The organism is Phyllobacterium brassicacearum, assembly GCF_003010955.1.
Lineage (GTDB): Bacteria > Pseudomonadota > Alphaproteobacteria > Rhizobiales > Rhizobiaceae > Phyllobacterium > Phyllobacterium brassicacearum.
Genome location: NZ_PGGO01000017.1, coordinates 1 through 26855, shown reverse-complemented (window position 1 = coordinate 26855; position 26855 = coordinate 1). Strand labels below are relative to the sequence as shown.

General features: G+C 57.6%; 24 protein-coding genes. 17 read left to right on the top strand and 7 right to left on the bottom strand.

The window, feature by feature from the left end; genetic code table 11:
• The first annotated feature begins 71 nt into the window (after positions 1 to 71).
• Genes CU102_RS20180 through CU102_RS20160 form a run of 5 tightly spaced genes read left to right on the top strand, consistent with a single transcriptional unit; the run spans position 72 to position 4642 of the window.
• Positions 72 to 1109 (top strand): ABC transporter ATP-binding protein, encoded by a 1038-nt coding sequence (locus CU102_RS20180; protein ID WP_106712899.1) that lies wholly within the window; start codon positions 72 to 74, stop codon positions 1107 to 1109.
• On the top strand, positions 1106 to 1960 hold the full coding sequence (locus tag CU102_RS20175; RefSeq protein WP_106712898.1) for an ABC transporter permease: 855 nt from the start codon (positions 1106 to 1108) through the stop codon (positions 1958 to 1960). Before CU102_RS20180 ends, CU102_RS20175 begins: the two co-directional genes overlap by 4 nt.
• Positions 1957 to 2757 carry an ABC transporter permease gene (locus tag CU102_RS20170; RefSeq protein ID WP_106712897.1) on the top strand — a complete coding sequence of 267 codons (801 nt, stop codon included), beginning with the start codon at positions 1957 to 1959 and terminating at the stop codon, positions 2755 to 2757. The genes CU102_RS20175 and CU102_RS20170 overlap by 4 nt, the downstream gene beginning before the upstream one ends.
• Positions 2754 to 3533: a carbon-nitrogen hydrolase family protein gene (locus CU102_RS20165; RefSeq protein ID WP_106712896.1), complete on the top strand. Its 780-nt coding sequence runs from the start codon at positions 2754 to 2756 to the stop codon at positions 3531 to 3533. Before CU102_RS20170 ends, CU102_RS20165 begins: the two co-directional genes overlap by 4 nt.
• Positions 3530 to 4642: an NAD(P)/FAD-dependent oxidoreductase gene (locus tag CU102_RS20160; RefSeq protein WP_106712895.1), complete on the top strand. Its 1113-nt coding sequence runs from the start codon at positions 3530 to 3532 to the stop codon at positions 4640 to 4642. The genes CU102_RS20165 and CU102_RS20160 overlap by 4 nt, the downstream gene beginning before the upstream one ends.
• On the opposite strand, the gene CU102_RS20155 is transcribed toward CU102_RS20160, so the two are convergent.
• Positions 4643 to 5554 carry a LysR family transcriptional regulator gene (locus tag CU102_RS20155; RefSeq protein WP_106712894.1) on the bottom strand — a complete coding sequence of 304 codons (912 nt, stop codon included), beginning with the start codon at positions 5552 to 5554 and terminating at the stop codon, positions 4643 to 4645.
• Between the two features lie 309 nt (positions 5555 to 5863).
• Between CU102_RS20155 and CU102_RS20150 the strand changes: the two genes are divergently transcribed.
• The 6 genes from CU102_RS20150 (at position 5864) to CU102_RS20125 (ending at position 12079) form a co-directional block, all read left to right on the top strand.
• Positions 5864 to 7069: an ABC transporter substrate-binding protein gene (locus CU102_RS20150; RefSeq protein WP_106712893.1), complete on the top strand. Its 1206-nt coding sequence runs from the start codon at positions 5864 to 5866 to the stop codon at positions 7067 to 7069.
• A gap of 87 nt (positions 7070 to 7156) precedes the next feature.
• Positions 7157 to 7894 (top strand): ABC transporter ATP-binding protein, encoded by a 738-nt coding sequence (locus CU102_RS20145; RefSeq protein WP_208113870.1) that lies wholly within the window; start codon positions 7157 to 7159, stop codon positions 7892 to 7894.
• Entirely contained in the window at positions 7887 to 8591 is a 705-nt protein-coding gene (locus tag CU102_RS20140) for an ABC transporter ATP-binding protein (protein ID WP_106712891.1), read from the top strand. Before CU102_RS20145 ends, CU102_RS20140 begins: the two co-directional genes overlap by 8 nt.
• A 5-nt stretch (positions 8592 to 8596) precedes the next feature.
• Positions 8597 to 9484: a branched-chain amino acid ABC transporter permease gene (locus CU102_RS20135; protein ID WP_106712890.1), complete on the top strand. Its 888-nt coding sequence runs from the start codon at positions 8597 to 8599 to the stop codon at positions 9482 to 9484.
• Position 9485: 1 nt separating this feature from the next.
• Positions 9486 to 10469, top strand: coding sequence for a branched-chain amino acid ABC transporter permease (locus tag CU102_RS20130; protein WP_106712889.1), 984 nt, complete (start codon positions 9486 to 9488; stop codon positions 10467 to 10469).
• A gap of 5 nt (positions 10470 to 10474) precedes the next feature.
• Positions 10475 to 12079: a GMC family oxidoreductase gene (locus tag CU102_RS20125; RefSeq protein ID WP_106712888.1), complete on the top strand. Its 1605-nt coding sequence runs from the start codon at positions 10475 to 10477 to the stop codon at positions 12077 to 12079.
• Here CU102_RS20125 and CU102_RS20120 read toward each other — a convergent pair.
• A complete protein-coding gene (locus CU102_RS20120) occupies positions 12076 to 12639 on the bottom strand; it encodes a methylated-DNA--[protein]-cysteine S-methyltransferase (RefSeq protein ID WP_106712887.1) in 564 nt (187 codons plus the stop codon). The two genes, CU102_RS20125 and CU102_RS20120, sit on opposite strands and share 4 nt — an antisense overlap.
• A gap of 99 nt (positions 12640 to 12738) precedes the next feature.
• Complete coding sequence (locus CU102_RS20115; RefSeq protein WP_106712886.1) at positions 12739 to 13617, bottom strand: DUF930 domain-containing protein; 879 nt, start codon at positions 13615 to 13617, stop codon at positions 12739 to 12741.
• Positions 13618 to 13904: 287 nt separating this feature from the next.
• Here CU102_RS20115 and CU102_RS20110 point away from each other — a divergent pair, with 287 nt between their 5' ends.
• The 6 genes from CU102_RS20110 (at position 13905) to CU102_RS20085 (ending at position 20785) form a co-directional block, all read left to right on the top strand.
• Positions 13905 to 15089 (top strand): efflux RND transporter periplasmic adaptor subunit, encoded by a 1185-nt coding sequence (locus CU102_RS20110; protein ID WP_166648523.1) that lies wholly within the window; start codon positions 13905 to 13907, stop codon positions 15087 to 15089.
• A gap of 3 nt (positions 15090 to 15092) precedes the next feature.
• Complete coding sequence (locus CU102_RS20105; protein ID WP_106712884.1) at positions 15093 to 18251, top strand: efflux RND transporter permease subunit; 3159 nt, start codon at positions 15093 to 15095, stop codon at positions 18249 to 18251.
• A 134-nt stretch (positions 18252 to 18385) separates the two neighbouring features.
• Positions 18386 to 18895 carry an acyl-CoA thioesterase gene (locus tag CU102_RS20100; RefSeq protein ID WP_425351577.1) on the top strand — a complete coding sequence of 170 codons (510 nt, stop codon included), beginning with the start codon at positions 18386 to 18388 and terminating at the stop codon, positions 18893 to 18895.
• A gap of 161 nt (positions 18896 to 19056) precedes the next feature.
• A complete protein-coding gene (locus CU102_RS20095) occupies positions 19057 to 19656 on the top strand; it encodes a L,D-transpeptidase (RefSeq protein WP_106712883.1) in 600 nt (199 codons plus the stop codon).
• A gap of 199 nt (positions 19657 to 19855) precedes the next feature.
• On the top strand, positions 19856 to 19990 hold the full coding sequence (locus CU102_RS30480; RefSeq protein ID WP_106712882.1) for an ABC transporter: 135 nt from the start codon (positions 19856 to 19858) through the stop codon (positions 19988 to 19990).
• A 156-nt stretch (positions 19991 to 20146) separates the two neighbouring features.
• Entirely contained in the window at positions 20147 to 20785 is a 639-nt protein-coding gene (locus tag CU102_RS20085; protein WP_106712881.1) for a hypothetical protein, read from the top strand.
• A gap of 186 nt (positions 20786 to 20971) precedes the next feature.
• On the opposite strand, the gene CU102_RS20080 is transcribed toward CU102_RS20085, so the two are convergent.
• From CU102_RS20080 to CU102_RS29935, 4 genes are all read right to left on the bottom strand, one after another.
• A complete protein-coding gene (locus CU102_RS20080; RefSeq protein ID WP_106712973.1) occupies positions 20972 to 22012 on the bottom strand; it encodes a glutamine synthetase beta-grasp domain-containing protein in 1041 nt (346 codons plus the stop codon).
• Positions 22013 to 22282: 270 nt separating this feature from the next.
• Positions 22283 to 22744, bottom strand: coding sequence for a Cu(I)-responsive transcriptional regulator (gene cueR / locus CU102_RS20075; protein WP_106712880.1), 462 nt, complete (start codon positions 22742 to 22744; stop codon positions 22283 to 22285).
• Between the two features lie 96 nt (positions 22745 to 22840).
• Positions 22841 to 25360, bottom strand: a complete 2520-nt coding sequence (locus CU102_RS20070) for a heavy metal translocating P-type ATPase (RefSeq protein WP_106712879.1) — start codon at positions 25358 to 25360, stop codon at positions 22841 to 22843.
• Positions 25361 to 26050: 690 nt separating this feature from the next.
• Positions 26051 to 26855 (bottom strand): relaxase/mobilization nuclease domain-containing protein (locus CU102_RS29935; RefSeq protein ID WP_106712878.1); only part of this gene is annotated, 805 nt, incomplete at its 5' end.

Here is a 26855-nt window from a genome sequence, read left to right as displayed (position 1 = left end):
CGGCGCAGCCCCACCCTTTGCTTTGCCGCAAAGGGTGGGGCCCAAAGCACAACCAAAGATACGGGGGACTTATGTCCGGACTGGTTTTGAACAATGTCACCAAGCAATTCGGGACATTTACCGCGGTCGATAATGTGCGTCTTTCGGTGCCGCACGGCACCTTCGTGTGCCTGCTTGGACCATCGGGCTGTGGCAAAACCACGTTGCTGCGAATGATCGCCGGACTGGAAGATCCAACGAATGGAGCCATCCTTCTCGATGGCGCTGACATCACCAACGTCCCGACGCACCAGCGCAATCTCGGCATGGTATTTCAATCGCTGGCGCTGTTTCCGCATCTGAGCGTCGGCGAAAACATTGCCTATCCGCTGCGCATTCGCAGAGCAGCACGCGAAGAGCAGAAAAAACGTGTCGATGAGCTACTCTCACTTATCCATTTGCCAGGCTATGGTGACCGGGCGGTGTCGAAGTTGTCCGGTGGTCAGCGCCAACGCGTGGCTATTGCCCGGGCGCTAGCGCTGTCGCCAAAGATATTCCTGCTCGATGAGCCGCTCTCAGCCCTTGACGCAAAACTGCGCGAAGCCATGCAAGTGGAACTACGGCAACTCCAGCAGAAGCTCGGCATCACGACCATCGTGGTCACCCACGACCAGCGCGAGGCGATGACCATGGCCGACACGGTCGTGGTCATGAATGGCGGACATATCAGGCAAGCAGCCTCGCCGATCGAAATTTATCGCAAGCCTGCTGACACCTTCGTTGCCGACTTCATCGGCTCGACGAACCTGATCGAAACCCAGGCGGACAGTTCCGGGGCTGCAACGATATTCGGTCGCCGCGTACCAGGTCTCATACTCCCCGCCGGCGCACAAAAAGCCACGATTTCAGTGCGCCCCGAAGACGTGCACCTGACTGCGCCCGGCACCGGCGCCATCGACGGAACCGTCACTTTCGTCCGCGATCTCGGCGGCACCATCGAAACCTTTGTCGAAGCGGGCGGTCAGCAGATCATTGCCGTATCGACGCCGCGCGAACGGCCCGAGGTTGCCGCCGGCCAGGCCGTCGGCATCGCCCTCTCTCCTGATGTGTGCGTGGTGCTGAAGCAATGAAGCGCGAGCCCCCTCAATCTGTCGCCGATTACGGGCCGCTATTCTTTCCTGCCGGCATGCTGCTCATTTTCTTCGTCGTGCCTTTTGGCACAATGATTGCTGTCAGCTTTTTCCAGAGGCAAGAAGGCGGATTCTACACGCCGGCATTCGTCTTTTCCAATTATGAGCGTTTCCTTAGCGCGTTCTTCGGTGGCGTCCTTGGCTTTTCCCTGATGCTTGCGGTGACCGTCGCCATCTGCTGCGTCGTGCTGGCGCTGCCGTTCACATACCTCCTTTCGCGGCTTTCACGGCGCTTGCAGGTAATCTGGCTTGTGGGACTTCTCTCCGTACTTTCTCTGTCGGAAGTCATTATCGGTTTTGCCTGGTCGACGTTGCTCTCGCGTACAGCCGGCCTCAGCAATCTACTCGTGAAGATCGGCCTTCTTGACCAACCGATCGCGCTGTTCCCAAGTTTCGGCGCAGTGCTGACTGGAATGGTCTATCAGGCCCTGCCCTACACGATCCTGGTCCTTTACCCCGCCATCGTCCGCCTCGATCCAACCTTGATGGAGGCGGCACGAACGCTTGGTTCTTCACCAATGCGTGCCTTTTTCAACGTGCTGGTGCCTGCACTGCGCAATACGATCATGGCGACACTCATCATGGTGTTCATCTTCGCGCTGGGCTCGTATCTGTTGCCGCAGATTCTCGGCCGGCCGCAACATTGGACGCTTTCGGTTCTCATTACCGACCAGGCGATCTATCAATCCAACATGCCGTTTGCAGCAGCAATGGCGGTGTTCCTAGTTCTGGTCACTCTTGGCCTCGTGGCACTGACATTGCTGATCGGTCGCAAGGGAGAAAAGGCATGACCCAATGGCTCAAGCGATTTTATTTCCTGCTCATCGGGCTTTTCCTCAGCTTGCCGCTGATCGTCGTGGCTGGCGTGTCAGTGAATGCCAAGCAGATTCTGGCCTTCCCACCACAGGGCTTTTCCCTCAGCTGGTATGGCGAAATCTTTGCCAATCCTGAATGGCGCAGTGCGCTCATTGCCTCAGTCGTTCTGGCAACGACTTCGGCCGCTCTCGCCGTCCTGATTGCCCTCCCACTGTCGTGGTTTCTTTGGCGGCGCATTGCGCCGTGGGCGAACATTTTCCAGGTGCTTGGCATCGCGCCATTCACCCTGCCACCAGTCATCACGGCGCTTGGGCTGCTTACGTTCTGGGCGACGACGGGTTTCTATGGCCAGCCATGGACGGCTGTCATCGGGCACGCGATCTTTTTCGTCACCCTGCCACTGGTGACATTGTCGCTCGGCTTCTCGGCTATCGACCGTTCGTTTGTCGAAGCAGCCGCCACTATGGGCGCCAATGACAGAACCATCTTCCGCACCGTCGTGCTTCCACTGATCCTGCCCTATCTCGTATCAGGCTATGCTTTCGCCTTCGTGCTGTCGCTCAACGAATATATCGTTGCCTACATGACCGTTGGGTTCACGCTGGAAACGCTGCCGATCAAGATTTTCAACGCGTTGCGGTATGGCTACACGCCGACGATGGCGTCGGTAACGATTCTTTTCGTTTTCACGGCTGCGGTCATCTTCTCTTTGGTTGCGAAATTCGGCGACCTGCCCAAGCTGCTCGGCGCCATGGCTTCGGATGATTCATAATGCGTATCGCGGCTCTGCAAATGCAATCGGTCACCGGTGACGTGCAAGCCAATCTTGCAAGCATCGAACGCGCGGCTATTGAAGCGGCAAGAGGCGGTGCTGGACTTTTGATTGCGCCGGAACTCTGCATCACGGGTTATGGGGCAGGCGACGCAATCACCGCATTGGCCGAAACAGCGAACGGCGATCAAATCAAGGCACTACAAGCCATTTCGTCGGCAAATGGTGTCGCAATTGTTGCCGGGTTTGCAGAACGCGATGGAGCGGACGTTTATAACAGCGCCGTATTCGTCAATGGCCATGCTGAACCTGTGATCTATCGCAAATCGCATCTCTATGGCGATTATGAGCGATCGCTATTCAAACCTGAGAGGCCATCGAGTCGTGTCGTCGAACTGGGCGGTCTGAAGCTCGGCATGCTGATCTGCTACGACGTAGAATTCCCCGAGAACGTCCGCCGTCTCGCCATTGCCGGCGTCGATGCCATCCTTGTGCCGACAGCTCTTCCCGCCGGACCGTCCGGGACGTTCATCGCCAATCACATGATTCAGACGCGAGCCTTCGAGAACCAGATTTTCATCGCCTACATCAACCATGCCGGCGCTGACGAACGATTTACGTTTGCTGGCAACTCACGGATTGCCGCACCCGATGGCAGTCTGGTCGCGGCATGGAACGATAACCTGGAACGGTTGATCTTTGCGGAGATCGATCCTGGCACCTTCGCCACGTCGATCGCCGGGAATCCCTACCTCAAAGACCTGGGTTCAGCATGACCGAAACAATCGAAACCGATGTCCTTGTGATTGGTGCGGGTATCGCCGGTGTCGGCGTCGCTGCCGCTCTTGCAGACACACACAAGGTCGTAATTCTCGAACGTGAGACCCAGCCTGGATACCACTCGACGGGACGCTCTGCCGCGATCTTCCTTCCCAACTACGGCAATGAGATCATTCGCGGACTGAACCATGCCAGCGCGCCGCTGTTCCAACAGCGCGATGTCGGCCTCTTTCCTGAGCCGTTGCTGACAGCACGCGGCTCGCTGACCGTCGCCGGCGAAGACAGCGTTGCGGCCTGCGAAGACTTTGTCCGCAATGGCGTGGGTGTAACGGCAATCGATGTGGATCGCGCCATTTCCATGGTTCCCATCCTCAATCCCGACCATGTCAAGGCAGCGTGTTACCAGGCGGACGCCTGGGATATAGACGTCAACGCTTTGCATCAGGGCTGGCTGCGCAATGCCACGGCGCTCGGCGTTCAACTTTACACAAAATGCGAAGTTGTCGGTGCTAAACGCGTCGCCGGTGAATGGCAGGTTGAATCGGGTGACCGCATATTCCTAGCCAGAACAGTGGTCAATGCATCAGGTGCATGGGCAGATGTCACTGCCGGACTTTTCGGCGCGCGTCCGCTTGGCCTGACGCCGATGCGCCGGTCGATCGCCGTGCTGCCCGCTCCGGAGGGCCATGACACCAGGGGCTGGCCGCTTGTCGATGACGTGAATGAAGCCTGGTACCTGAAGCCGGATGGCGGTCGGATCTTTGTCTCGCCCTGCGACGAGACGCCGGTTGAACCGCATGATGCCTTCGTCGATGACATGATTCTCGCCGAAGGACTTTATCGTTACGAGCAGGCCGTGACCGTGCCGGTTACCCGTGTCGAGAGCAGTTGGGCGGGCTTACGCACTTTTGCACCTGACAGGACACCCGTGGCCGGTTTCGACAGCACAGTCGATGGCTTCTTCTGGCTCGCAGGACAGGGCGGCTATGGCATCCAGACCTCCCCTGCCCTTTCTGCGCTTTCCGCGGCCCTCATCTGCGGCCGGGCTCCGGGAGCCAACGTGGAAGCCCTTCTCCCGCTGTTGGCTCCGACCCGTTTCGCCTGATCAATCCAGTAGCGGTTGGCCGGCAAAGATCTCGATCTGGTCTGCCAATTCTGATCTGATGAAATTGCTCAAGGCGCGGATGCGCGGTGTGCTGACGATGTCCTCGTGACAAATCAGCCAGTAGTCGCGGTTGAGATGCAGTTCCTTCGGCATCACCGGCACGAGTTCCGGATAGTTACAGGCAATGTAATAGGGCAGGATGCACAGACCAAAACCCGAGCGTGTCGCGCTGAGCTGCGCAAAAATGCTGGAACTCTGATAAGACGCGCGCAGTCCCGGCAGGATCTCACGCATATAATCCAGTCCGGGGGTGAAGATCATATCTTCGATATAGCCGATGAAACGGTGGCTGGAGAGGTCGGACTGTATCTTGATCGTGGGATGGCGGGAGAGATAATCCCTCGATCCGTAGATGAACAGGCGATAGGGCATCAGTTTTTCCTGATAGTATGGACCCGTTCGTGTCGCATGCAGTGTGATCGACAAATCCGCTTCGCGCCGCGACAGGGAAACGATCTGTTGGATCGTCACCATCTCTATGGAGAGTCCGGGATAGGACTGCGCCATCATCGGCAGGCGATCGGCCAGGAAGAAATTGGCGAAGCCTTCCAGGATGCTGAGACGGACAACACCGCTCAGCGAAATAGTACCGCCGGACGCCTCATTCTGAAAACGATCCGCCTCGCGCTCCATTACCTCGGCGGATTCAATCAGCTTCTCGCCGAGAGCTGTCAGGATATAACCTCGTGGGTTGCGTTCGAATAATCGTGCCGACAGGGCTTCCTCAAGGCGGTCGATCCGCCTCGACACTGTGACATGGTTTGTGCGCAGCCTGCGTGCCGCCGTCGTCAACTGCCCCGTACGGGCGACGGCCAGAAAATACTGCAGATCGTCCCAGGTAAACTGCCGCATCGCTCTCAATTTTTCTGAATGTACATTTTTGTACGTATTATGTGCAAAAATAGGTGCTTGTGTACTTATTTGTCAATGTTAGAGTTTTTTCAACATCACAGTTGTCGGTCGGGAGAAACAGGGCAATCATGGGTTGAATGAATATTGTCCGGCCCAAGAGCTTTAGCCGGACTGAGGAGGAAAACCGCACCAAGGGGAGCGTGGAAAAACCGCGCTGTTTCCATGGGCATTTTCAAGTGAACCATTTCGTCCGCGACAGCCCATCATGTGATGATCCTGTGAGCGGTTAATCTTTGGGAGGAGATCCGAATGAGACTATTAGCAGTTGCAACAGCAGCCTTGATGGCGGCGACAGTCATTCCGGCAGCAAGTGCCGAGATTTCCGACGGCAAGGTCAAGATCGGCATTTTGAACGACCAGTCGGGCGTCTATGCGGATTTCGGTGGCAAATGGTCGTACGAAGCAGCGAAGATGGCTGCTGAGGATTTCGGCGGCAAGGTGCTGGATGCACCGATTGAGGTCATAACTGCCGACCATCAGAACAAGCCGGATATTGCCTCTAATATCGCCCGCCAGTGGTACGACACCGAACAGGTCGACTCCATCATGGAACTGACTACCTCCTCGGTGGCGCTGGCCGTACAGGGAATTTCCAAAGAGAAGAAGAAGATCGACCTTGTCACCGGGGCGGCGACCACTGAACTGACGGGCAAGCAATGTTCACCTTACGGCTTCCATTGGGCTTATGACACGCATGCACTTGCCGTCGGTACTGGCGGCGCTTTGGTCTCGCAGGGTGGCGACAGCTGGTTCTTCCTTACTGCGGACTATGCATTCGGCTATTCGCTGGAGGAGCAGACTGCCAAATTCGTCACCTCCAAGGGTGGCAAGGTCGTCGGCTCCGTTCGTCACCCGCTGGCAACAACGGATTATTCCTCCTTCTTGCTGCAGGCCCAGTCATCTGGTGCCAAGGTCATTGGCCTCGCCAATGCCGGGCTCGACACCGCTAACGCGATCAAGCAGGCCGCGGAATTCGGTATCGTCTCCGGCGGTCAACGCCTTGCAGCGCTGCTGTTCACCCTGTCCGAAGTAAATGGTCTCGGCCTTGAGGCGGCGCAGGGGCTGACCCTTACTGAAAGCTTCTACTGGGATCGCGACGATCAATCGCGTGAGTTCGGCCAGAAGTACTTCAAGCGTACCGGCCGCATGCCGAACATGATCCAGGCAGCAACCTATTCGGGTGTCACACAATATCTGAAGGCCATCCAGAAAGTCGGCACCGACGATACGGAGAAAGTCGCTGTGGCGATGCATGAGATGCAAGTTGACGACGTCTTCGGGCGCGGCGCCAAAGTCGGCCCGAATGGCCGTCTGATCAGCGACGTCTATCTGATGGAAGTCAAGAAGCCGGACGAGAGCAAGGCGCCTTGGGACTACTACAAGGTCCTCGCCACCGTTCCGGGTGATGAGGCCTATATCAAGCCAGCCGAGAGCGGCTGCCCGCTGGTCGAATAACGAATGACTGCTTCGTTGACTAATACGGCGTTCGGGGGAGGAAACTCCTCTCCCGGCGCCTCCGGAGACCAAGGTTCGCGGGTGGTGTTGTCAGCCCGCGGCCTGCGCCGTGACTTTGGCGGCTTCATTGCCGTCAACAATGTCGATCTCGACGTGCACCATGCGAGGGTGCATGCATTGATTGGCCCGAACGGTGCAGGCAAGACCACTGTCTTCAATTTGCTAACCAAATTCCTGCAACCGACGAGCGGAACGATCACGCTGCTCGATCACGACATCACAAGGACGGATCCGGCCAAAGTGGCTCGTATGGGACTTGTGCGCTCATTCCAGATATCCGCGGTCTTTCCGCACTTGTCGATCCTCGACAATGTACGCGTTGCCCTGCAGCGTCCCGGTCGACTTTCGACCCAGTTCTGGCTGCCCATGGGAGCATTGAACCGGCTTAACGAACGGGCAATGGAATTGATCGAGGCTGTCGGCCTTCAAGATGCCCGTAACCACCTTGCCGCCGATCTTTCCTATGGGCGCAAGCGTGTCCTGGAGATCGCTACAACGCTGGCGCTGGATCCGAAAGTCCTGTTACTTGACGAGCCAATGGCCGGCATGGGCCACGAAGACGTGCATATCGTCTCCGATATCATTCGAGAAGTAGCGAAAGATCGCGCGATCCTGATGGTCGAACACAATCTGAAAGTTGTCGCCGATCTGTGCGACAAGGTGACGGTCTTGCAGCGGGGCGAAATCCTCACCTCTGGTGATTATCGCACCGTCAGTCAGGACGAGCGTGTGCGTGTTGCCTATATGGGGACCGAACATGAGTAACACGCTGCTTTCTGTCCGGGATCTTCATGCCTGGTATGGCGAAGGTCATGCCTTGCACGGCATCAATCTCGACATCCATCAAGGGGAGACGGTCACCCTTCTTGGCCGCAATGGTGTCGGCAAGACGACAACATTGCGCTCCATTATGGGAATTATCCGAAAGCGCACAGGCACGATTAACTTCGAAGGCAAGGACATGATGCGCGTGCCGCTGCATCGTACCGCACACGCAGGCATCGGCTTTGTGCCCGAGGAACGCGGCATATTCGCCACGCTGTCCGTCGATGAAAACCTCAATCTTCCGCCAATCGTCGCCAAGGGCGGCATGTCGATCGCCGAGATCTACGACCTCTTTCCCAACCTCAAGGAGCGCCGCAACAGTCCGGGCACAAAGCTTTCGGGTGGCGAACAGCAGATGCTGGCGATTGCCCGAATTCTGCGCACCGGCGTCAAGCTCCTGCTTCTGGACGAACCAACGGAAGGCCTTGCACCGGTCATCGTTCAGCGTATCGGCGAGGTGCTTGTAACACTGAAGCAGCGCGGCATGACCATTCTGCTCGTCGAACAGAATTTCCGGTTTGCCAGTAAGGTCGCTGATCGCTTCTACGTGGTCGATCATGGCAGGGTCATCGACAATTTCCATGTCAGGGAATTGCCCGACCGCATGACCATGCTCAACGAAGCTTTGGGAGTCTGACGACTATGACCATGATCTTCGGCGTCCCCCTCCAGGCGTTTCTCGGCCAGTTGCTGATCGGCCTTATCAACGGCTCGTTCTACGCGATGCTTAGTCTCGGCCTCGCGATTATTTTTGGCCTGCTGCGTGTCATCAATTTCGCACACGGTGCACAATATATGCTCGGTGCTTTTGTCGGCTATCTTTTGCTGGCAGAGCTTGGCATCGGTTACTGGCCCGCGCTGATCCTTGCGCCTTTGGTTGTGGGTCTCGCGGGCGCGTTCATCGAACGGGTCGCGCTGTCGCGCCTTTATAATCTCGACCACCTCTATGGTTTGTTGTTTACGTTCGGACTTGCACTCGTGATCGAAGGCACGTTCCGCTATTACTACGGTGCGGCTGGCCAACCCTATGCGGTTCCTGGCGCAATGGCTGGGGGATTTAATCTCGGCTTCATGTTCCTGCCAAAATATCGCGCCTGGGTCGTCATCGCTTCATTGGTTGTCTGCCTCGGGACATGGCTGCTGATCGAGAAGACCCGCCTCGGTTCCTATCTGCGCGCAGCAACAGAAAACCCGACACTTGTGCGTGCTTTCGGCATCAACGTGCCATTGTTGCTGACATTCACCTATGGCCTTGGAGCTGGTCTCGCCGGCCTCGCCGGTATCATGGCCGCTCCCATTTATCAGGTCAGTCCGCTGATGGGATCGAACATGATCATCGTCGTGTTCGCGGTCGTCGTTGTCGGCGGTATGGGATCCATTCTGGGCGCTATTGTAACCGGCTATATGCTCGGGATTTTCGAAGGGCTGACCAAGGTGTTCTATCCGGAAGCATCGAACATCGTCATCTTCGTCATCATGGCGATCGTATTGCTGGTGCGCCCTGCGGGCCTGTTCGGAAAGGAGGTCTGACATGACCGACACAACGATTTCCGAAGCCTCGAAGGATCGATTTCTTACGCTTGAGATGGCCCTGATCCTCATCGGCGTTGCCGGGTTGATCCTCGCGCCGTTCTATTTCTATCCTGTATTCCTGATGAAGGTGTTGTGCTTTGCGCTCTTCGCATGTGCCTTCAACCTGCTGCTCGGCTATACCGGCATCCTGTCCTTTGGCCACGCCGCATTCTTCGGCGGTGCGGCCTACTTCACGGCCCATGCGGTGAAGGAATGGGGATTTTCGCCTGAACTTGGCATTCTTGTTGGCGTCGCCGGCGCCACAGTTCTCGGGCTCGTCATCGGCTTCTTCGCCATCCGCCGCCAGGGCATTTATTCAACGATGATCACTCTGGCGCTGGCGCAGATGTTTTCGTTCTTCTGCCTGCAGGCTTCCTTCACACACGGTGAGGACGGAATTCAAGGTGTCCCGCGCGGCTATCTCTTCGGCTTCATCGACCTCAATCAACCGCTGAGCATGTATTTCTTCGTCCTTGCGGTATTTCTGATCGGCATGTTCATCATCTGGCGTATCATCAATTCGCCATTTGGCATGATCCTCAAATCCGTGCGTGAAAACGAAAACCGCGCCATATCGCTCGGCTATTCCGTTGCCCGTTACAAGCTTGCCGCCTTTGTCATGTCTGCAGCACTCACCGGCCTTGCCGGAGGATTGAAGGCCATCGTGTTTCAGTTCGCTACCCTTACGGATGTCAGTTGGCAGATGTCCGGTGAAGTCGTGTTGATGACATTGCTCGGCGGGATCGGAACCCTGGTTGGCCCGATCTTTGGTGCCGCACTGATCGCAACACTGGAGAATTATCTGGCGACCTCGGAGTTCCCCGTAACCGTCATTACGGGCATCATCTTTATGGTCTGTGTCCTTGTCTTCCGCCGCGGAATTATTGGTGAATTCTACGCCTCGCGCTTTGGCAAGAAACTTCAAGGCAGATCCGAGAACTGATCCAAATGACAACCGCGTATGATTACATCATCGTCGGGGCGGGCACGGCGGGCTGCACGCTCGCCAATCGCCTCTCCGAGAACAAGCACGTGTCTGTCCTACTGCTCGAGGCTGGCGGCAAGGATAATTATCCGTGGATCCACATCCCGGTCGGCTATCTGTATTGCATCTCGAACCCGCGAATTGACTGGTGTTTTTCGACGGAGGCCGAGCCTGGTTTGAACGGCCGAAGCCTGAACTATCCGCGTGGCAAGGTTCTGGGCGGCTGCTCATCGATCAACGGCATGATCTACATGCGTGGGCAGGCGCGCGATTACAACCTGTGGCGCCAGGATGGCTGTACCGGCTGGGGCTGGGATGATGTCCTGCCCTATTTCAAGAAGTCAGAGGATTATTATCTCGGCGCCGACGATTTCCACGGCTCGGGAGGAGAATGGCGTGTCGAAGAAGCACGTCTCCATTGGGATATACTTGATGCGTTTAGGGATGCCGCCGAAGCTGCCGGCATCCCTCGTACAGACGATTTCAATCGCGGTGACAACGAAGGTTCATCCTATTTCAAGGTCAATCAGAAGCGCGGCATCCGCTGGAACACGGCGAAGGCGTTTCTGCGCCCCGCCCTGGGACGTCCTAATCTCAAGGTTGAAACCGGAGCGCATGTGCGAAAGCTGATCTTGAAGGATTTGGCCGTTAAAGGCGTTGAATTCGAACAGGCCGGGGCGATCCGTTCGGTCCAATGCAGGCGCGAGGTCATCCTGGCTGCCGGGTCAATTGGCTCACCGCATATTCTCGAACTATCAGGCATCGGTCGCGGCGACATCTTGCAGACTGCGGGTATCGAAACGGTCCTGGAACGGCGCGGTGTCGGCGAGAACCTACAGGACCATCTGCAGCTGCGTTGTGCCTACAAGGTTACCGGTATTCCGACACTCAATGAGAAGGCCAACCGCCTTCTTGGCAAGGCCGCAATCGCGCTGGAATATCTCATCAGCCGGTCGGGACCCATGTCGATGGCGCCAAGCCAGCTTGGCGTCTTCACCCGGTCCGATCCTTCTTTTGAGACAGCCAATTTGCAATATCATGTGCAACCTCTCTCCCTGGAAAAGTTTGGCGAAAACGTACACCCCTTCCCGGCGTTTACCGCGAGCGTTTGCAATCTGCGTCCCGAGAGCCGCGGGTCCGTGCACATCAAATCACCGGATCATCGCTCGCATCCTGCGATCCAGCCGAATTATCTGACGACAGAAAGTGATCGCCGTGTCGCGGCGGACTCGATCCGCATCACGCGCAACATTGTGGCGCAAAAGCCATTGCAGCGTTTCAAGCCGGAAGAGTTCAAACCCGGCCCCGACTATAAAACGGAAGAGGAATTAGTCGAAGCCGCCGGTGCCGTTGGCACGACCATCTTCCACCCCGTAGGAACCTGCCGCATGGGTGCTGATCCGGACTCGGTCGTCGATCCGCAATTGCGCGTGCGCGGCATTCAAGGTCTGCGTGTGGCCGATGCCTCGATCATGCCTTCGATTACCTCGGGAAATACCAACTCACCAACGATCATGATCGCCGAAAAGGCCGCGGAGATGATCGCGGGGGATTATCGCCGAAGTTAGAACCCGAAGGACTGCTGTGCTGCATCCAGTGATCCAGGCGAAACGCCCTCCAGCTCCAGCATGCGCATCTTCGCGGTCGAACCGCCGGGTGCTGAAAAGCCCCCTACCCGACCGCCGGCCGCCAGTACACGATGGCAAGGGATGATCAAGGGCACAGGATTCCTGGCCATGGCTTGGCCAACATCACGTGCGGCCTCGGGCCCGGCACCGAGTTCTTTTGCCAGGGCACCATAAGTGGTTGTATGCCCCCAGCCTAGCCGCCGCACGGCGGCATAGACCTTGCCGAAGAACTCGTCCTGTTCGCCGAGGTCTAGCCCGAGGCCAGAAAAATCCGTTTCCTCGCCCTCGAAATAGCGCTTCGCGGCTGCGACGGCTTCGGCCACCTCCGGTGGCGGCGAACCCGGTTCAGCCCCGGGTAGCCGGCGCAGCAGGTTTCGTTCGGTCGCCTCGGCGCTTCGGGTCGGCAGCTGGAAACGTGTGATGCCGATCCTGTTCCAGGCAATTCCGCAAAAGCCGCCCGCGGTCTCGAAGACAAGATAGTGATGCACTGTCTGCCCCATGACACATATCCTCAAATTTCAATCTGCCATGAAAATCATACGGACGCCGGACAAATTCAACCCGATTCTTGCACCAAACGGCGGACCCGCCAACATGGATTAATTCATTGGCAGCTCTCGTTTACGCCATTCGCTCGGCGGGACCGCGCCGCCGATCCCCAAGCTGAGTGAAACGACTTTCGTCGTGTTGGCATCGACTTGGCATTTGAAACTGACATTGTACCAGTTTGATCCGTTGCGGAACGCGCCGCCCCTGGCATCAAGGGTATTGTTTGTGATCAGACCGCCTGATGCCCCGTAAGGCACGAGAATGTCAGCATAACGGCTGAACGGTTGTTGGCGAATCCGGGCAATCGCCTCGATCTGGCAAAGCTGACGGATGCGCCCTTCTCGCGGAAGCTGGCCAATCGTCTGCAGGACCCTCGGATCAAACAGTGATTTCGATGAAGACGGTTCTCGCGCGGGGTTGAGCTCATCCGATTTCTGTTTGGTTTTCGCCTCCGCCGGCTTCCGGGCTGGTTCCCTGTTCGTCTCGTCGGGACGGGCCTTCTCTCCGGGGACCGGCACACTTTGAAGGTTTGTCCCGGTAACGACGGGCGCTGGCGTTGCAGGTTTTGCCTCGCCAGGTTCGGTATCGGAGCTTGATTCGGTCGGCGCACTTTCCGGGTTTGCTGATGGCGTCGAGGCCTGTTCAGCCGCAGGCTGTTGCGGTTCAGTAGTTTTCTGTTCTGGCTGTGGCGGCATCGACTCGAATACCAGCGGACGAGCAGCCTTGGCACTCGCCGGCGCTTGCTGCGGCTTTTCTTTCGGCTTAGTCGGCAGCGGTGCTACGAGCTCAACCTCGACTGTCTGCTCTTCCGGGAATGGCTCCACGTGCAGGCGAAACACCAGCAAAAATACCACCGATAGATGCAGCGCGACTGAGGCCAGTGTGCCCCATCCGATTTCCTTCCACTCGTTTATGGTTGACTGGTGCATTGCTCAATCGATGATGGACGGCATATCCTCAACTTAGCCGCTTGAGAGCGGCGCAACAAGTGATAGGCTGGCGACCAACGCTGGCACATTGAACTCGATACCACTGATCGCTCAGCGGAATTTGTTACAGTTACGTACTTGTTCGCATTCGACCCGTTGAATCATGATCTTCTTCAATACAGCAGGCAAAGTTGAGCTCCATGATTCACGTTGGCATACACGCAGAAGATTCTTCCGGTAAGAATAAGAGTCTTTTTCCAACATCCGACCTAAGGAGTTCGATCAACGTGGGGTCATTTTGGCGGCGGACATCACTCATCGGCGCGACGTTGTTTTTTATAGGCAACGGAGTGGCTTTGGCGCAGACACCTGCCTCGACTGATCAGCCTCCACCCTCGGTCGAGACCTCGGCCGTCAAGCTTGCTCCCGTAACGCGTCAGGGAGAATTTGTCGGGACGGTCATCGCTGACCAGCAGGTCCAACTGATGGCCCGTGTGGAGGGTTTCCTTGATAGTGTGGGTTTTACCGAAGGAAGCTTCATAAAGGCCGGTCAAATTGCATTCGAAATTGAGAAAGACGGATACCAGGCCGCTCTGGACAGTGCGCGTGCGGCGCTTGAGGCGGCGACTGCGGGTCAGGCAGGCGCGGAGGCCAACCTGAAGCAGGCCGAGGTTACCCTCACGCGACAGGTTGAGCTGCTCAGAACTGCCAATGTGTCCCAATCCACCGTAGATCAGGCAACAGCCACGCGCGATACCGCATCAGCGCAGGTTGACCAGGCGAAAGCGCAGATTTCGCAAGCGCAGGCCAACGTCAAGACTGCTGAGCTGAACCTGTCCTACACGGATATAAAGACACCAATCTCCGGTCGTATTGGCAAGATGCTGGTAACACCAGGAAATCTGGTATCACCCTCCACAGGTACACTTGCGACTGTCGTGCAGACGGACCCCATCCGCGTTCAATTCTCAATTTCCGACAGAGACTACCTTACTGTCGTCAATGCCTTGAAACCAAACGACCAGGGTGTCCTGGAACAGTCGGAAAACTACAAGCCCAAGCTTCGCCTTTCTGACGGCACGATCTACGAATCCCCTGGCAAGATTGCGTTCCTTAACAATACGATCGATTCGACCACAGGGACGATCGCCGTATTCGCTGAGTTTCCGAATCCACGCTTGCAGCTGGTTCCGGGCCAGTTCGTCACCGTCACGGTCCAGTCCGGTGAACCGACACAACTTCCGATCGTCCCGGCCGCCGCCGTACAACAGGACCGCGATGGTGCATTCGTCTTTGTGCTTGACGAGGGCAATCGCGCCGTCATCCGCCGCGTGTCCCTCGGTCCGCGTGTCGGCGTTGACTGGTCGGTCACGTCCGGACTGGCCAACGGAGAAGTCATCATCACAAACGGTATTCAGAAAGTACGGGCAGGTATCGTCGTGAATCCCACTCCGGCTGCCACGGGGAACTGACGCATGTTTGCGGACATTTTCATCAGCCGCCCGCGCCTTGCAATGGTGATTGCCATTATCATCACGCTTGCGGGCACAATCGCGTTGCTGAACATTCCTGTCGCGCAATATCCGGACATCACACCGCCGACCATTCAGGTAACCGCAAACTATCCAGGAGCTGACGCGCAAACGCTGGCGGATACTGTAGCGACTCCGATCGAACAGCAGGTGAATGGCGTCGAAGGCATGATCTACATGGCTTCGAATACGAGTTCGAGCGGCGTCTATACCCTCACCGTTACATTTGCCGTTGGCACCAACAGCGACATCGCACAGGTAAATGTGCAAAACCGCGTTGCACTGGCGACCCCTCAGCTTCCGGATGCGGTCACACGGCTGGGGGTCAGCGTGAAAGCCCAGCAACCGAACTTCCTGCTCATCATCAGCCTGTTTTCACCGAAGGGCAGCCAGGACGGCCTGTTCCTTTCGAACTATGCACAGATCAATGTGGTCAACCCGCTTTCACGTGTAAACGGCGTCGGCTCTGCGACCCTCATGGGCGCACTGAATTATTCCATGCGCATCTGGCTCGATCCTCAGCGCATGGCGGCCCTTGGCATCACGGCCGATGACGTGACCAATGCCATTCAGCAACAGAACGTCCAGGCGGCGGCTGGCCTGATCGGAGCTCCACCGATCCCGGATGACCAGGTCCTGCAATATTCCATCACCGCACTTGGCCGGCTCGACAGTCCCGACCAGTTCAAGAATATTATCGTGCGTACCGGAGCGGAAGGCGCGATAGTACGCATCAGCGATATCGGCCGCGTCGAACTCGGTGCGCAAACATACAACTCGGTCAGCCAGCTGAATGGTAGCCCGTCCGCTACGATCGCCATCTATCAATCGCCGGGCTCAAACGCCTTGGGGGTGGCCGACGCTGTACGCGCCCAGCTCGAAGTACTCAAGAACCGCTTTCCAGCGGATGTCTCATACGAGGTCATCTACGATTCCACGGATTTCGTGAAAGCAACCGTGCATGAGATCATCCTCACGCTTGTGATCACTGGCCTCATTGTCCTGGTCGTTGTCTTCATTTTCCTGCAGGACTGGCGGGCAACATTGATCCCGGCCTTGACGATTCCGGTATCGCTGATCGGCGTGTTTGCCATTCTGCTCGCGCTCGGCTTCTCGGCAAATACAGTCACCCTGTTTGCCTTGATTCTCGCAATCGGCCTTGTCGTGGACGATGCTATCGTCGTTGTTGAGAACGTCCAGCGCGTGATGGAGGAGCATCCGGACATGTCTCCCGCAGACGCCACGCGCGTAGCAATGCGGCAAGTGACCGGCCCTATCGTCTCGACCACGCTCGTCCTCATCGCAGTCTTTCTGCCAGTCGCTTTCCTACCAGGCATCACCGGGCAGCTATATCGACAGTTCGCCGTAACGATTACGGCGGCGGTCACGATTTCGGCTTTGAATGCGCTTACCCTCAGCCCGGCTTTGTGCGCCACGATTCTGCATCGCCCCAGCGCTGCCCGCGGACCATTCCGTTGGTTCAATTCTGGGCTTGATAGCACGAGGAACGGCTACTCGCGCATCACCGGATTCCTGGCGCGGCGTTCCATTGTGGCGGGGCTGATTGTTCTCCTTCTTGGCGGCGGGGCATATTGGATGCTTTCGCGCACACCCACGGCTTTCATTCCAAACGAAGACCAGGGCGTTCTGTTCGTGAACGTCCAGCTTCCTGATGCCGCTGCGCTTCCAAGGACACAGGCAGTTCTCGACGAGGTCGGTCGTATCGCTCTCAAGACCGATGGTGTCGCCAACGTCGTGACGGTTTCGGGGTACAGCATCCTTTCAGGAGCATCGCAACCCAACACTGGCCTGGTCCTGGTCGTGATGAAACCCTGGGACGAACGCAAGACACCGGAGACCGGACTACGCGGAATTTACAACAGTCTCAACCGGGCATTCGTTCAGCTGGGTTCCGCAAACATAATTGCCTTCCCGCCACCGGCAATCCCAGGCATCGGCAATGCCGAAGGCTTCGATTTCCGGCTCGAGGCGCTTGGCGGACAGTCGCCAGAGGAACTCGCCCAGGTCATGCGCTCGTTCATCGTTGCCGCGAATGCCAATCCGGCAATCGGCAATGCGTACTCGACATTTTCCGCCGAGGTACCAGGGATCTATCTCGACATTGATCGTGACAGTGCCCAGCGTCTCAACACCCCCATTTCGACGATTTTCAGCACGCTCCAGACCCAGCTTGGCTCCAGCTACGTCAACAATTTCAACATTGTCGGACAAGTCTATCAGGTCAATGTCGCTGCCGATTACCAGTTCCGGCGGACCCCGGACAATATTCTGAACCTGTTTGTTCGCAGTTCAACCGGAGCGATGGTGCCCGTGCGGGCCATTGCATCCATGAGCACGAAGCTCGAACCTACCCTGCTTACCCGGTACAACCAATTTACGGCTGCAACCATTAATGGAACGCCCGCAGCAGGCGCTTCGACCGGTCAGGCGATGCAGGCCCTTACGGATGTTGCGAATGCGTCACTGCCGGATGGCTATGCATTTGAATGGTCCGCGTTATCCTATCAGGAAGCACTGGCAAGCAGTCAGACCATTGTCGTGTTCGCCCTAGCAATCATATTCGGCTACCTGTTCCTGGTCGGCCAATATGAGAGCTGGACCATTCCATTTGCGGTTATTGCATCGGTGGTCGTGGCAATCCTGGGTGCGATACTCGGCATAAGGGCAGTCGGCTTGGGACTCAACATCTACGCCCAGATCGGTCTTGTGCTTCTGATCGGATTGGCCGCCAAGAATGCGATTCTGATCGTTGAGTTCTCCAAGGAAAGCCACGAATCGGGCAAGAGTCTTGTCGAAGCAGCCATTGAAGGCGGCCACATGCGCTTCCGCGCTGTGCTCATGACAGCCATCGCCTTCATTCTCGGTTCGGTTCCGCTGGTCATCGCAAGTGGGGCCGGCGCCGCCAGCCGCGTTTCCATTGGTGCGACCGTGGTTGCGGGAATGGTCGCGGCGACGGTTGTTGGCATCCTCGTCATCCCGGGTCTCTACGTCCTCTTCGGTCTCATCGGCGAACGCGTCTCATCATTCGGCCGTCGTCGCCAAACAGCCGCGGATTCCGGGCACGAACCACCCAATGCCTGACCTGGTTTACCGATTTGGTTAGTCAGCCAACATGGGCGCAGGATATGGCTGATCGTAAGAAACACGGCGGCATCGCCCTATCAAAAACATTTTCCGGCTATTTTTGTGGAATTAGACATAATGGACCGGCAGATATGACGGAGACAGAAATGGACGACGGCACCGATACAAGCCGAGTTGAGATGGTGGTCCTAATGACACCCGACATGGCAAACTTCAGCGGCAAGGTTCATGGCGGCGCTCTGCTCAATCTCCTGGACCGCGTGGCCTTCTCCTGCGCTTCGCGCTACTCGAAGCAGTACGCCGTCACATTGTCTGTTGATCAGGTCGTATTCCGCCAACCTATCATGGTCGGAGAGCTGGTGACCTTTCGCGCATCGATCAATTACGCGGGTCGCACTTCCATGGAAGTCGGCATAAGGGTGGAGGCCGAGAATATCCGCAGCGGCGAGCGGCGACACACGAATTCCTGCTACTTCACCATGGTGGCGGTGGATGACGACGGCCGGCCAACCGAAGTGCCGCCCTATCATGCAACGAGAGAAGTCGCTCAACAGCGGTTGCGCGCGGCCGAAGTGAGACGGAGCTTGCGCCGTGAATTTGAGAAGCGTTTCCGTGCAGCCGGTTCTGGTTCAGCCGGCTAAACCGGAGCTAAAACACGCACCTGCCCCTGGTACCCGAATGACACACCTCATTCAGAGGTTGTGTTTGTCGTGATATTCACGCTATCTACAAGACTTGGCCGTCGGCCACTTGAATGCTACCATTAACGATATTCGTATCTAACATTGTCTGAGCAAACCGAATGAACAATGGAAAAATGACCCGCCGGGCACTCGTGCTGGGGAGCCTGGGACTGGCGGCTACGGGGTGCACGCCTGTCGTAAGGCAGGCTTTCGAGCCAATAACAACTGGCTTTACCGGAGAACCAGCGGGCATTGCCCCCCGCTTGCGGAAGCAGCGCGTCGCCTATAGTACAAGCGAGCCGCCTGGGACGATTGTAGTCAATACATACGAACGCTACCTCTACGCCGTGGAGCCGGACGGAATGGCAACGCGCTATGGTATCGGTGTCGGCGAAGAGGGGCTCTCGCTCAAAGGCAGAGCGTCGATCGGGCGGAAGGAAGAGTGGCCCTCGTGGACACCCACCGCAAGCATGATGAAGCGCAAACCTCGCTTGCTGCAATATGCGGGTGGAGTCCCCGGCGGGCCCGATAACCCGCTTGGAGCTGCCGCCTTGTATCTCTACCGAGGCAATCAGGACACTATGTTCCGCGTGCACGGCACCAACGAGCCGTGGTCAATAGGCCGAGCCGTGTCGAATGGCTGCATCCGCCTGACGAATCAGGATGCTGTCGATCTTTATGAGCGCACGCCCTTGGGGACCCCGGTGGTTATCATTTGATGAGCTGGTTGGTCCGTAAATAGGCTTGCCGGCTTCGGATTATCGACCGATTCGACCCCTGTCTTTGCCGGCACAATGCGTGGTTGTGGCAAATCGGACACAAGCTCGGCCTTTCCGGTACCAGGCTCTAGTCATCACTACTATTTATGGTACTCTTCCTCTCGTAGCCTACTCGCCGTTGAGGAGAAAGGATTTTCAGATGAGCAGAGTACTGATCGCCTTAGTTGCCGTGTTAGCAGTTGGCAGCCTAAGCGCCTGTGAGTCCATTGGGAAGGGGAAAGGGAAGGCTCCGCCACCCGTAGAAGAACCGGCGACCGCGCCAGTTTATAAGTAAAACACTTGAATCGGCGGGGGAGGCATCGATTGATACCTCCCCCACCAACATATGATCTGGACTAGGCTGACTTACAACACGCTTGTGGCAGCCTCAATTTTTCGAGCGTGGGCATGGCTCACTTCAGGTCTGCGCTCTTCGGAGTTCGGGAAGTAGATGAAATTTCTAAATGTCCGCCTGTTGATAGTGATATTGTTTGCGCTCTCGGCAGCAGGCTGTCAGACGAGCGCAGAGTCGGGACCGGGCGCCGGTGACAGCGTGGCCGCAGTTCAGACAACGTCGGCGACGACGTCAAAAAACAACGCCGCCGCCAAGACATCCAAACGTGAAACCGGGCGGTATTTCATCGAATTCCGCTCGCGCTATGCTCTCACTTATGGCCACACCTACGTTGTTTTTGGCCGTGTGAATAGTGCCGGACAGATGATCGATCCTGAAGTCGCTGGTCTGGCACCCGCCAGCACCAGTGCTGTACCGTATGTGTTGGGCCACTACATCCCGGTACCGTCCGAAACGGGGTGGACCGATGGCGATCTCGAAGATCGATACCGGTCAGCCAGCTGGCGCGTTATGCTGAGCCAGACTGAGTATAACAAGGTCGTCTCATATATACGGAAGCTGAAAGCCAGCTCTCCCGTCTGGCATGCAGTGCTTTACAATTGCAATGCCTTCGTGGGGGATATCGCGAAGTCAATGGGATACAAAGTCCCCAATCCCTTGCTCCGCCCGCAGCAATACATAACCAAGCTTCGGGAAATGAACGGCGGCGTCGGATATACCGGCCCTCCAGGATAAACCTTCAGCTAAAATAGCGCCGGGCACTGCCCGGCGTTTCTTTTTAGAGGGGCGCTCTACTAGGAAACGCGCCCTCCCAGCATTCCAACTCGAATGTGCTGGCGAGCTCACGCAGTGCTGCTGGCTAGCTCGCCAGCAGTTGCCGGTCACGGCAGGGACAGATGCCACGCCGTGACCGTTTTTGGATCAGGCAGCTTCCGAAACCCGGCTCTCGGTCGGGACGGTTGCGATGGTCTTCAGAATCTGCGACGCGATCTGGTAAGGGTCACCTTGCGAGTTCGGACGACGGTCTTCGAGATAACCTCTGTAATCGTTGTTCACAAAGCTATGCGGGACACGGATCGATGCGCCACGGTCGGCAACGCCATAGCTGAATGCATGAATCGATTGCGTTTCATGCTTGCCGGTCAGACGCATATGATTGTCCGGCCCGTAGACAGCGATATGATCCGCCCTTGCCACTTCAAACGCATGCATGAGCGCCTCGAAATACTCCTTGCCACCGGTTTCACGCATGAATGCAGTCGAGAAATTGGCGTGCATGCCAGACCCGTTCCAGTCGGTGTCCCCGAGCGGCTTGCAATGATATTCAACATCGATGCCGTATTTTTCGGTCAGTCGCTGCATCAGATAGCGTGCCAGCCAGATTTCGTCAGCCGCCTTCTTGGAGCCTTTGCCGAAAATCTGAAATTCCCACTGACCTTTTGCAACTTCTGCGTTGATGCCTTCATGGTTCAGTCCGGCGGCAAGGCAGATGTCAAGATGTTCCTCGACGATCTTGCGTGCAACATCGCCCACGTTGCTGTAGCCAACGCCCGTGTAGTATGGGCCCTGCGGAGCGGGGTAGCCGGCATCGGGGAAGCCGAGCGGGCGCCCGTTCTTGTAGAAGAAGTACTCCTGCTCGAAGCCAAACCAGGCTCCTTCATCATCAAGGATCGTGGCGCGGGTGTTCGACGGGTGCGGCGTCTTGCCATCCGGCATCATGACTTCGCACATCACAAGGACACCATGCTTGCGTTCACTGTCGGGATAAACGGCGACGGGCTTCAGGACGCAATCCGAACTTCTGCCCTCGGCTTGCATGGTGGAGCTTCCGTCAAATCCCCAAAGTGGTAGTTGCTCAAGCGTCGGAAAACTGTCGAACTCTTTGATCTGGGTTTTCCCACGAAGATTTGGCACTGGCGTATACCCATCAAGCCAAATGTACTCGAGCTTGTATTTTGTCATTTCAAACCTTCCATCGTTGTTGGTACGAGGCACCAGGGGTCCCCAGGGCAAGAATTGGTTTCGCCAGCGGCGGCCAATTTTGACACAAGCATGTATTGTGCCAATTTCAACAATGACGGCGTGAATGGCCAATCCCGCCATATTCGCGGACCAGACTCTCGTTAATCTGCGTGAGCGAAGGGTTTGACGAACACGTCTTAGATGCGGTCAGTGATTAAATAGTCGGCATACTGAATCTTTATTGGGCATCACCGCTGAGGTGCCGCATCGTCAGCCGGCGAGCGAGCCTTTCAATGCGCCCGGCCGTCTCGCGGCAGGAATCATTGGAGCGAATTCCTCCGCGTCCGGATGCGCCAGGTCCTGGATGATCGGGCAATCCGGCCGGTCATCGCCATGGCAATGGGTCGCGAGGTGACGGAGCGTATTGGCCATCTCCCGAAGCTGGCGCATTTTTGCCTCTAGTTCTGCGACGTGTTCGAGTGCTATGCGCTTGACGTCCGACGAAGCACGGCTGCGATCCCGCCATAGCGCCAGAAGCTGGCGGATCTGTTCGATCGAGAATCCCAGGTCGCGTCCGCGCCGTACGAAGCGCAGTGTCTCGAGATCGTTGCCGGAATAGACGCGATACCCGGAACCCGTGCGATCCGCTGATTTGATCAGTCCAATCGACTCGTAGTGACGGATCATTTTTGCAGAAACGCCCGATGCGGCAGCTGCTTCACCGATGTTCATAAATGCATCTCCTGTTGGATCGAGACTGTCTGGCACTTCACTCACATATAGGTTCGTCGCATCCCTGCGCCAACCGAGTGACGCACATCGCGGCCCCTATTCGGCGGCTATCTGCATACCGGCGAAGGCGTTGTCCTGCCGGTCCTGAAGCGGCGGGCGGAACCGCCTCAGACGCAGGGCATTGGTCAGAACGAACACACTTGAAAGGGCCATGGCACCCGCTGCCAGCACGGGTGACAACAGAACTCCGTTGACCGGATAGAGCACTCCGGCTGCGACAGGTATGAGGGCAGCATTGTACCCAAAGGCCCAGAAAAGGTTCTGACCGATATTGCGGATCGTCGCCTTTGACAGGGCAATGGCATTGGCGACGCCGCGCAAGTCTCCGGACATCAGGACGACATCGGCGCTTTCGATCGCCACGTCTGTACCGGTGCCGATAGCAAGACCGACATCGGCGACGGCGAGCGCCGGAGCATCATTGATGCCGTCACCGACAAAGGCGACGCGCTGACCGTTTGATGATAGCCGCTTGATCGCCTCAACCTTGCCGTCCGGCACCACTTCGGCCACCACCTCGTCAATACCCAACCGGTGCGCGATAGCCTCCGCCGTGCGGCGATTGTCGCCTGTGATCATAGCAACCTTCAGGCCGAGAGCGTGCAGGGTGGCGATCGCCTCCGGTGTCGTTGGCTTGATCGGATCGGCGACCGTAATGATAGCAGCCAGCCTGCCGTCGATCGCAGCATAGAGCGGTGACTGCCCTTCCCGGCCCAGGCGCTCCGCGTCATCGGCAAATCCGGCCACGCTGTAGCCAAGCCTCATCATGAACCGGTCCGCACCAACTTCGACCTTGCGGCCGGCAACCATGCCGGCAACACCAAAACCGGGCTCCGCTTCAAAATTCTCGCCCGGAGCAAGCGGCAAGTTCTCCCGCTTTGCCGCTTCGACAATCGCCTCGGCAATCGGGTGTTCCGAGCGGGCTTCGAGGGATGCCACGAGACTCAATGTTTCGTTGCGGCTGAAACCTTCCGCCGGCCTGAAATGGGCCAGCGTGGGCTTCCCCAAGGTCAGCGTGCCGGTCTTGTCGACGGCGATCACCTCGGCGTCGCGCAGCGTCTGCAAGGCGTCACCGCGCCTGAAGAGCACGCCTATTTCGGCTGCACGACCTGTCCCCACCATGATCGAAGTCGGGGTCGCAAGGCCCATAGCGCAAGGGCAGGCAATGATCAGGACCGCGACGGCATTCACCAGTGCGAAGCTCAAGGCAGGGTCCGGACCGAAGATCAACCACACGATGAACGTCGCGGCAGCGGCGAGCATGACCGCCGGCACGAACCAGTTGGTCACCTTGTCCACCATGGCTTGAACCGGCAATTTGTCGGCCTGAGCCTCCTCGACCATGCGAATGATCTGGGCAATCAGCGTATCGCTGCCGACCTTGGTGGCCCGGAACGAGAAGGAACCATTCTTGTTGACCGTCCCGCCGACGACCTCCGAACCGCCAATCTTCGCGACCGGCACGGGCTCGCCGGTGATCATCGACTCGTCCACATAGGACGATCCCTCGGTGACGACGCCGTCAACCGGCACTTTCTCGCCGGGGCGGACAAGGATCTCGTCGCCAGTCACGACCTGCTGCAGCGAAACATCGATGGTTTCTCCATTGCGCAGGACGCGTGCTGATTTCGCCTGAAGTCCGAGAAGCCGTTTGATGGCTTCGCTCGTGCGCCCCTTGGCCTTTGCCTCGAGAAAACGGCCAAGCAGGATAAGCGTCACGATCACCGCAGCTGCCTCATAATAAACATTGGCCGTGCCGCCCGGCAGCAGTCGGGGTGCGAAAGTGGCGATGACCGAGAAGCCCCAGGCGGCCGTCGTGCCAAGCACGACAAGCGAATTCATGTCGGGTGAAAGCCGCACGAGAGCGGGTATGCCTTTCTCGAAGAACCGCAAACCCGGGCCGAAGAGAACCAGTGTGGTGAGGGCGAACTGCAGATACCAGCTCTCCTGCATGCCGATCTTTTCCATGACGAACATATGGATGGCCGGAATAAGATGTGAGCCCATTTCCAGCACGAACACGGGTATCGTCAGGACGGCGGCAATGGCCAGGGTGATCTTGAGGCTGCGCAATTCGGCTTCACGCCGGTCGGGCTCACCCTCTTCCGTCCTGTCAGCCTTGACCTCGCTTGCCGTATACCCGGCCGCCTTGACGGCCTCTGCCAGGCGGGACGCATTTGAGCTCCCGTCCGCGACCCGGACGGTTGCCCGTTCCGTTGCGAGATTGACACTGGCGCTGGTGACACCAGGGACAGCCTTGAGTGCCTTTTCGACCCGGCCAACGCAAGACGCACACGTCATACCCTCGATGTCGAGTTCGATGATCTTTTCACCGACGTCGTAGCCGGCTTTTCGGATAGCATCGATAACGGCCGGGACGTCCGGTGCACCCGAAAAAGCAACGTCGGCCCGCTCCGTCGCAAGATTGACCGAGGCCATGGCGACGCCGGGAACCCTGGCGATGGCTTTTTCCACGCGGGCCACGCACGAAGCGCACGTCATGCCTTCAATTTCAATCTGGTGGTTGGCTCGAACGGGTACGCCTGACATGTTCATGGGAAGACCTCTTTCATGCTGTTGCCCTCAAGATAGGGCTTCCCATCGTGGTAAGGTCAAGGCCCGGGTTCAACTCCGCTTCGGATCGGATGATTGGCCCGGTTTTTAGCAAACGGACTCATTGCAACAGCGCAGAGTACTGCCCGTCCAGATCATGAACATCTTTCTGCACGGTCATGGCCGGTGCCTCCCCGGCCTCCCAATGTACGAGGTCGCCGACGTAATCGTCCCGGCAGGGCCATGGCGCCGACGGGCTAGATCTACTATTAGCTTAGCCAGCGGCATGCCAGCCCGCATCGCAAGTTGGTTCAGGCTATTGCTAGTGCGTCCAATTTAAAGTGCACAGTCGTCCAAACTAAATTCTCGCCCCGACTATCTTCACGAAGCAGCATGGATAAAAACAAATCCTGGCGCCTTCCCTCAAAGAGGCTCCTGCAGTCTTTTGTCCGACAACCGCGCAATGGAACGCCTTCAGCAGGTGCATCCGCGGTGGCAAGCGACCAGGGCAGAACACACAGAAAATAACACCATCACGAACTGAGAGAACCCAGCTGACGCTACACATGCAAGGACCAAAACCGCAGCGAGAGGGCTCCAATAAGGAAGCTAAGCAGGCCAAACTAAATGCTGCTCTGCAGACCGTTGAAGCATTGTTGTGTTATATTTTCCACGCTGCATAGCCACGTTCGTTCACCGCTCCGGTCCATCCCGCTGCTTCACGGTCGTTGGCGGCGGCTTTGCTCTTTGTGCAAGTTGCCGCTCAAGCGCCTGCTTGTAGAGATCGTGAGCGAACATGGGCGCCGGCATCGATCGAACGAACTGCTCGACCTGTTGGGCAAGCTTTCGATCGGCCGGGTTTGCGCTTGCAGCCAGTTCACGCGCGGCGGCGGTATAGACCGCCTTGACGCCCGCATGGCGCTCCCTCGCCGCCTTGACCCATGGGCGTAGTTTCTCCTCGTCTTCGGGATGTGAGGCGCCGTTCCTCGCGCGCTGCAGATCCCGGAAAGCATCCTGGATGGCTGCTCTTTCGGTGCGGGGTATCAGCCCTTTCGCGCGCATATGGCGCGCATGCGAGCGCTCGGACTTCATGGTATGCCCGCGCGCGCAACGCGGCGTTGCCTCCGCCTCGATGCCGCGATGGCGCAAGGCGCCGGCAAAGACCTCACGAAAGTGCGCAAGCACCGGCGGTCCCGGATTGAAGGTTTTGCCGTCGTGCTGGCGGCCACGCACGGTCACATGCGCGTGCGGGTGTTCCGTGTCGTCGTGAAACGCCAGCATGACATCGACACGCGGACGCAGTTCGGCGTCGACGAAATCGCGCACCGCATTGCGGAAGGCGTCCCGGTCAACGCCGAGCGGCATGGACAGCACCATGTTCACCGACGGCGGCGCCTTGCGGACCTGGTGCTGACCCGCGTAGATGATTTCATCGTCCGACCAGTCGGCATGGATATCCCTGACGGCGTCCTTGCCTTGCATGGCGCCGTAATCGGTC

Bases quoted from the DNA above. Each gene is read 5' to 3' on its own strand.
- CU102_RS20115 (WP_106712886.1), bottom strand. From the start codon at position 13,617: ATGCACCAGTCAACCATAAACGAGTGGAAGGAAATCGGATGGGGCACA.
- CU102_RS20095 (WP_106712883.1), top strand. From the start codon at position 19,057: ATGAACAATGGAAAAATGACCCGCCGGGCACTCGTGCTGGGGAGCCTG.
- CU102_RS20100 (WP_425351577.1), top strand. From the start codon at position 18,386: ATGACGGAGACAGAAATGGACGACGGCACCGATACAAGCCGAGTTGAG.
- CU102_RS20130 (WP_106712889.1), top strand. From the start codon at position 9,486: ATGACCGACACAACGATTTCCGAAGCCTCGAAGGATCGATTTCTTACG.
- CU102_RS20105 (WP_106712884.1), top strand. From the start codon at position 15,093: ATGTTTGCGGACATTTTCATCAGCCGCCCGCGCCTTGCAATGGTGATT.
- CU102_RS20170 (WP_106712897.1), top strand. From the start codon at position 1,957: ATGACCCAATGGCTCAAGCGATTTTATTTCCTGCTCATCGGGCTTTTC.
- CU102_RS20180 (WP_106712899.1), top strand. From the start codon at position 72: ATGTCCGGACTGGTTTTGAACAATGTCACCAAGCAATTCGGGACATTT.
- CU102_RS30480 (WP_106712882.1), top strand. From the start codon at position 19,856: ATGAGCAGAGTACTGATCGCCTTAGTTGCCGTGTTAGCAGTTGGCAGC.
- CU102_RS20135 (WP_106712890.1), top strand. From the start codon at position 8,597: ATGACCATGATCTTCGGCGTCCCCCTCCAGGCGTTTCTCGGCCAGTTG.
- CU102_RS20160 (WP_106712895.1), top strand. From the start codon at position 3,530: ATGACCGAAACAATCGAAACCGATGTCCTTGTGATTGGTGCGGGTATC.
- CU102_RS20150 (WP_106712893.1), top strand. From the start codon at position 5,864: ATGAGACTATTAGCAGTTGCAACAGCAGCCTTGATGGCGGCGACAGTC.
- CU102_RS20125 (WP_106712888.1), top strand. From the start codon at position 10,475: ATGACAACCGCGTATGATTACATCATCGTCGGGGCGGGCACGGCGGGC.
- CU102_RS20070 (WP_106712879.1), bottom strand. From the start codon at position 25,360: ATGAACATGTCAGGCGTACCCGTTCGAGCCAACCACCAGATTGAAATT.
- CU102_RS20140 (WP_106712891.1), top strand. From the start codon at position 7,887: ATGAGTAACACGCTGCTTTCTGTCCGGGATCTTCATGCCTGGTATGGC.
- CU102_RS20080 (WP_106712973.1), bottom strand. From the start codon at position 22,012: ATGACAAAATACAAGCTCGAGTACATTTGGCTTGATGGGTATACGCCA.
- cueR (WP_106712880.1), bottom strand. From the start codon at position 22,744: ATGAACATCGGTGAAGCAGCTGCCGCATCGGGCGTTTCTGCAAAAATG.
- CU102_RS20120 (WP_106712887.1), bottom strand. From the start codon at position 12,639: ATGGGGCAGACAGTGCATCACTATCTTGTCTTCGAGACCGCGGGCGGC.
- CU102_RS20085 (WP_106712881.1), top strand. From the start codon at position 20,147: ATGAAATTTCTAAATGTCCGCCTGTTGATAGTGATATTGTTTGCGCTC.
- CU102_RS20155 (WP_106712894.1), bottom strand. From the start codon at position 5,554: ATGCGGCAGTTTACCTGGGACGATCTGCAGTATTTTCTGGCCGTCGCC.
- CU102_RS20175 (WP_106712898.1), top strand. From the start codon at position 1,106: ATGAAGCGCGAGCCCCCTCAATCTGTCGCCGATTACGGGCCGCTATTC.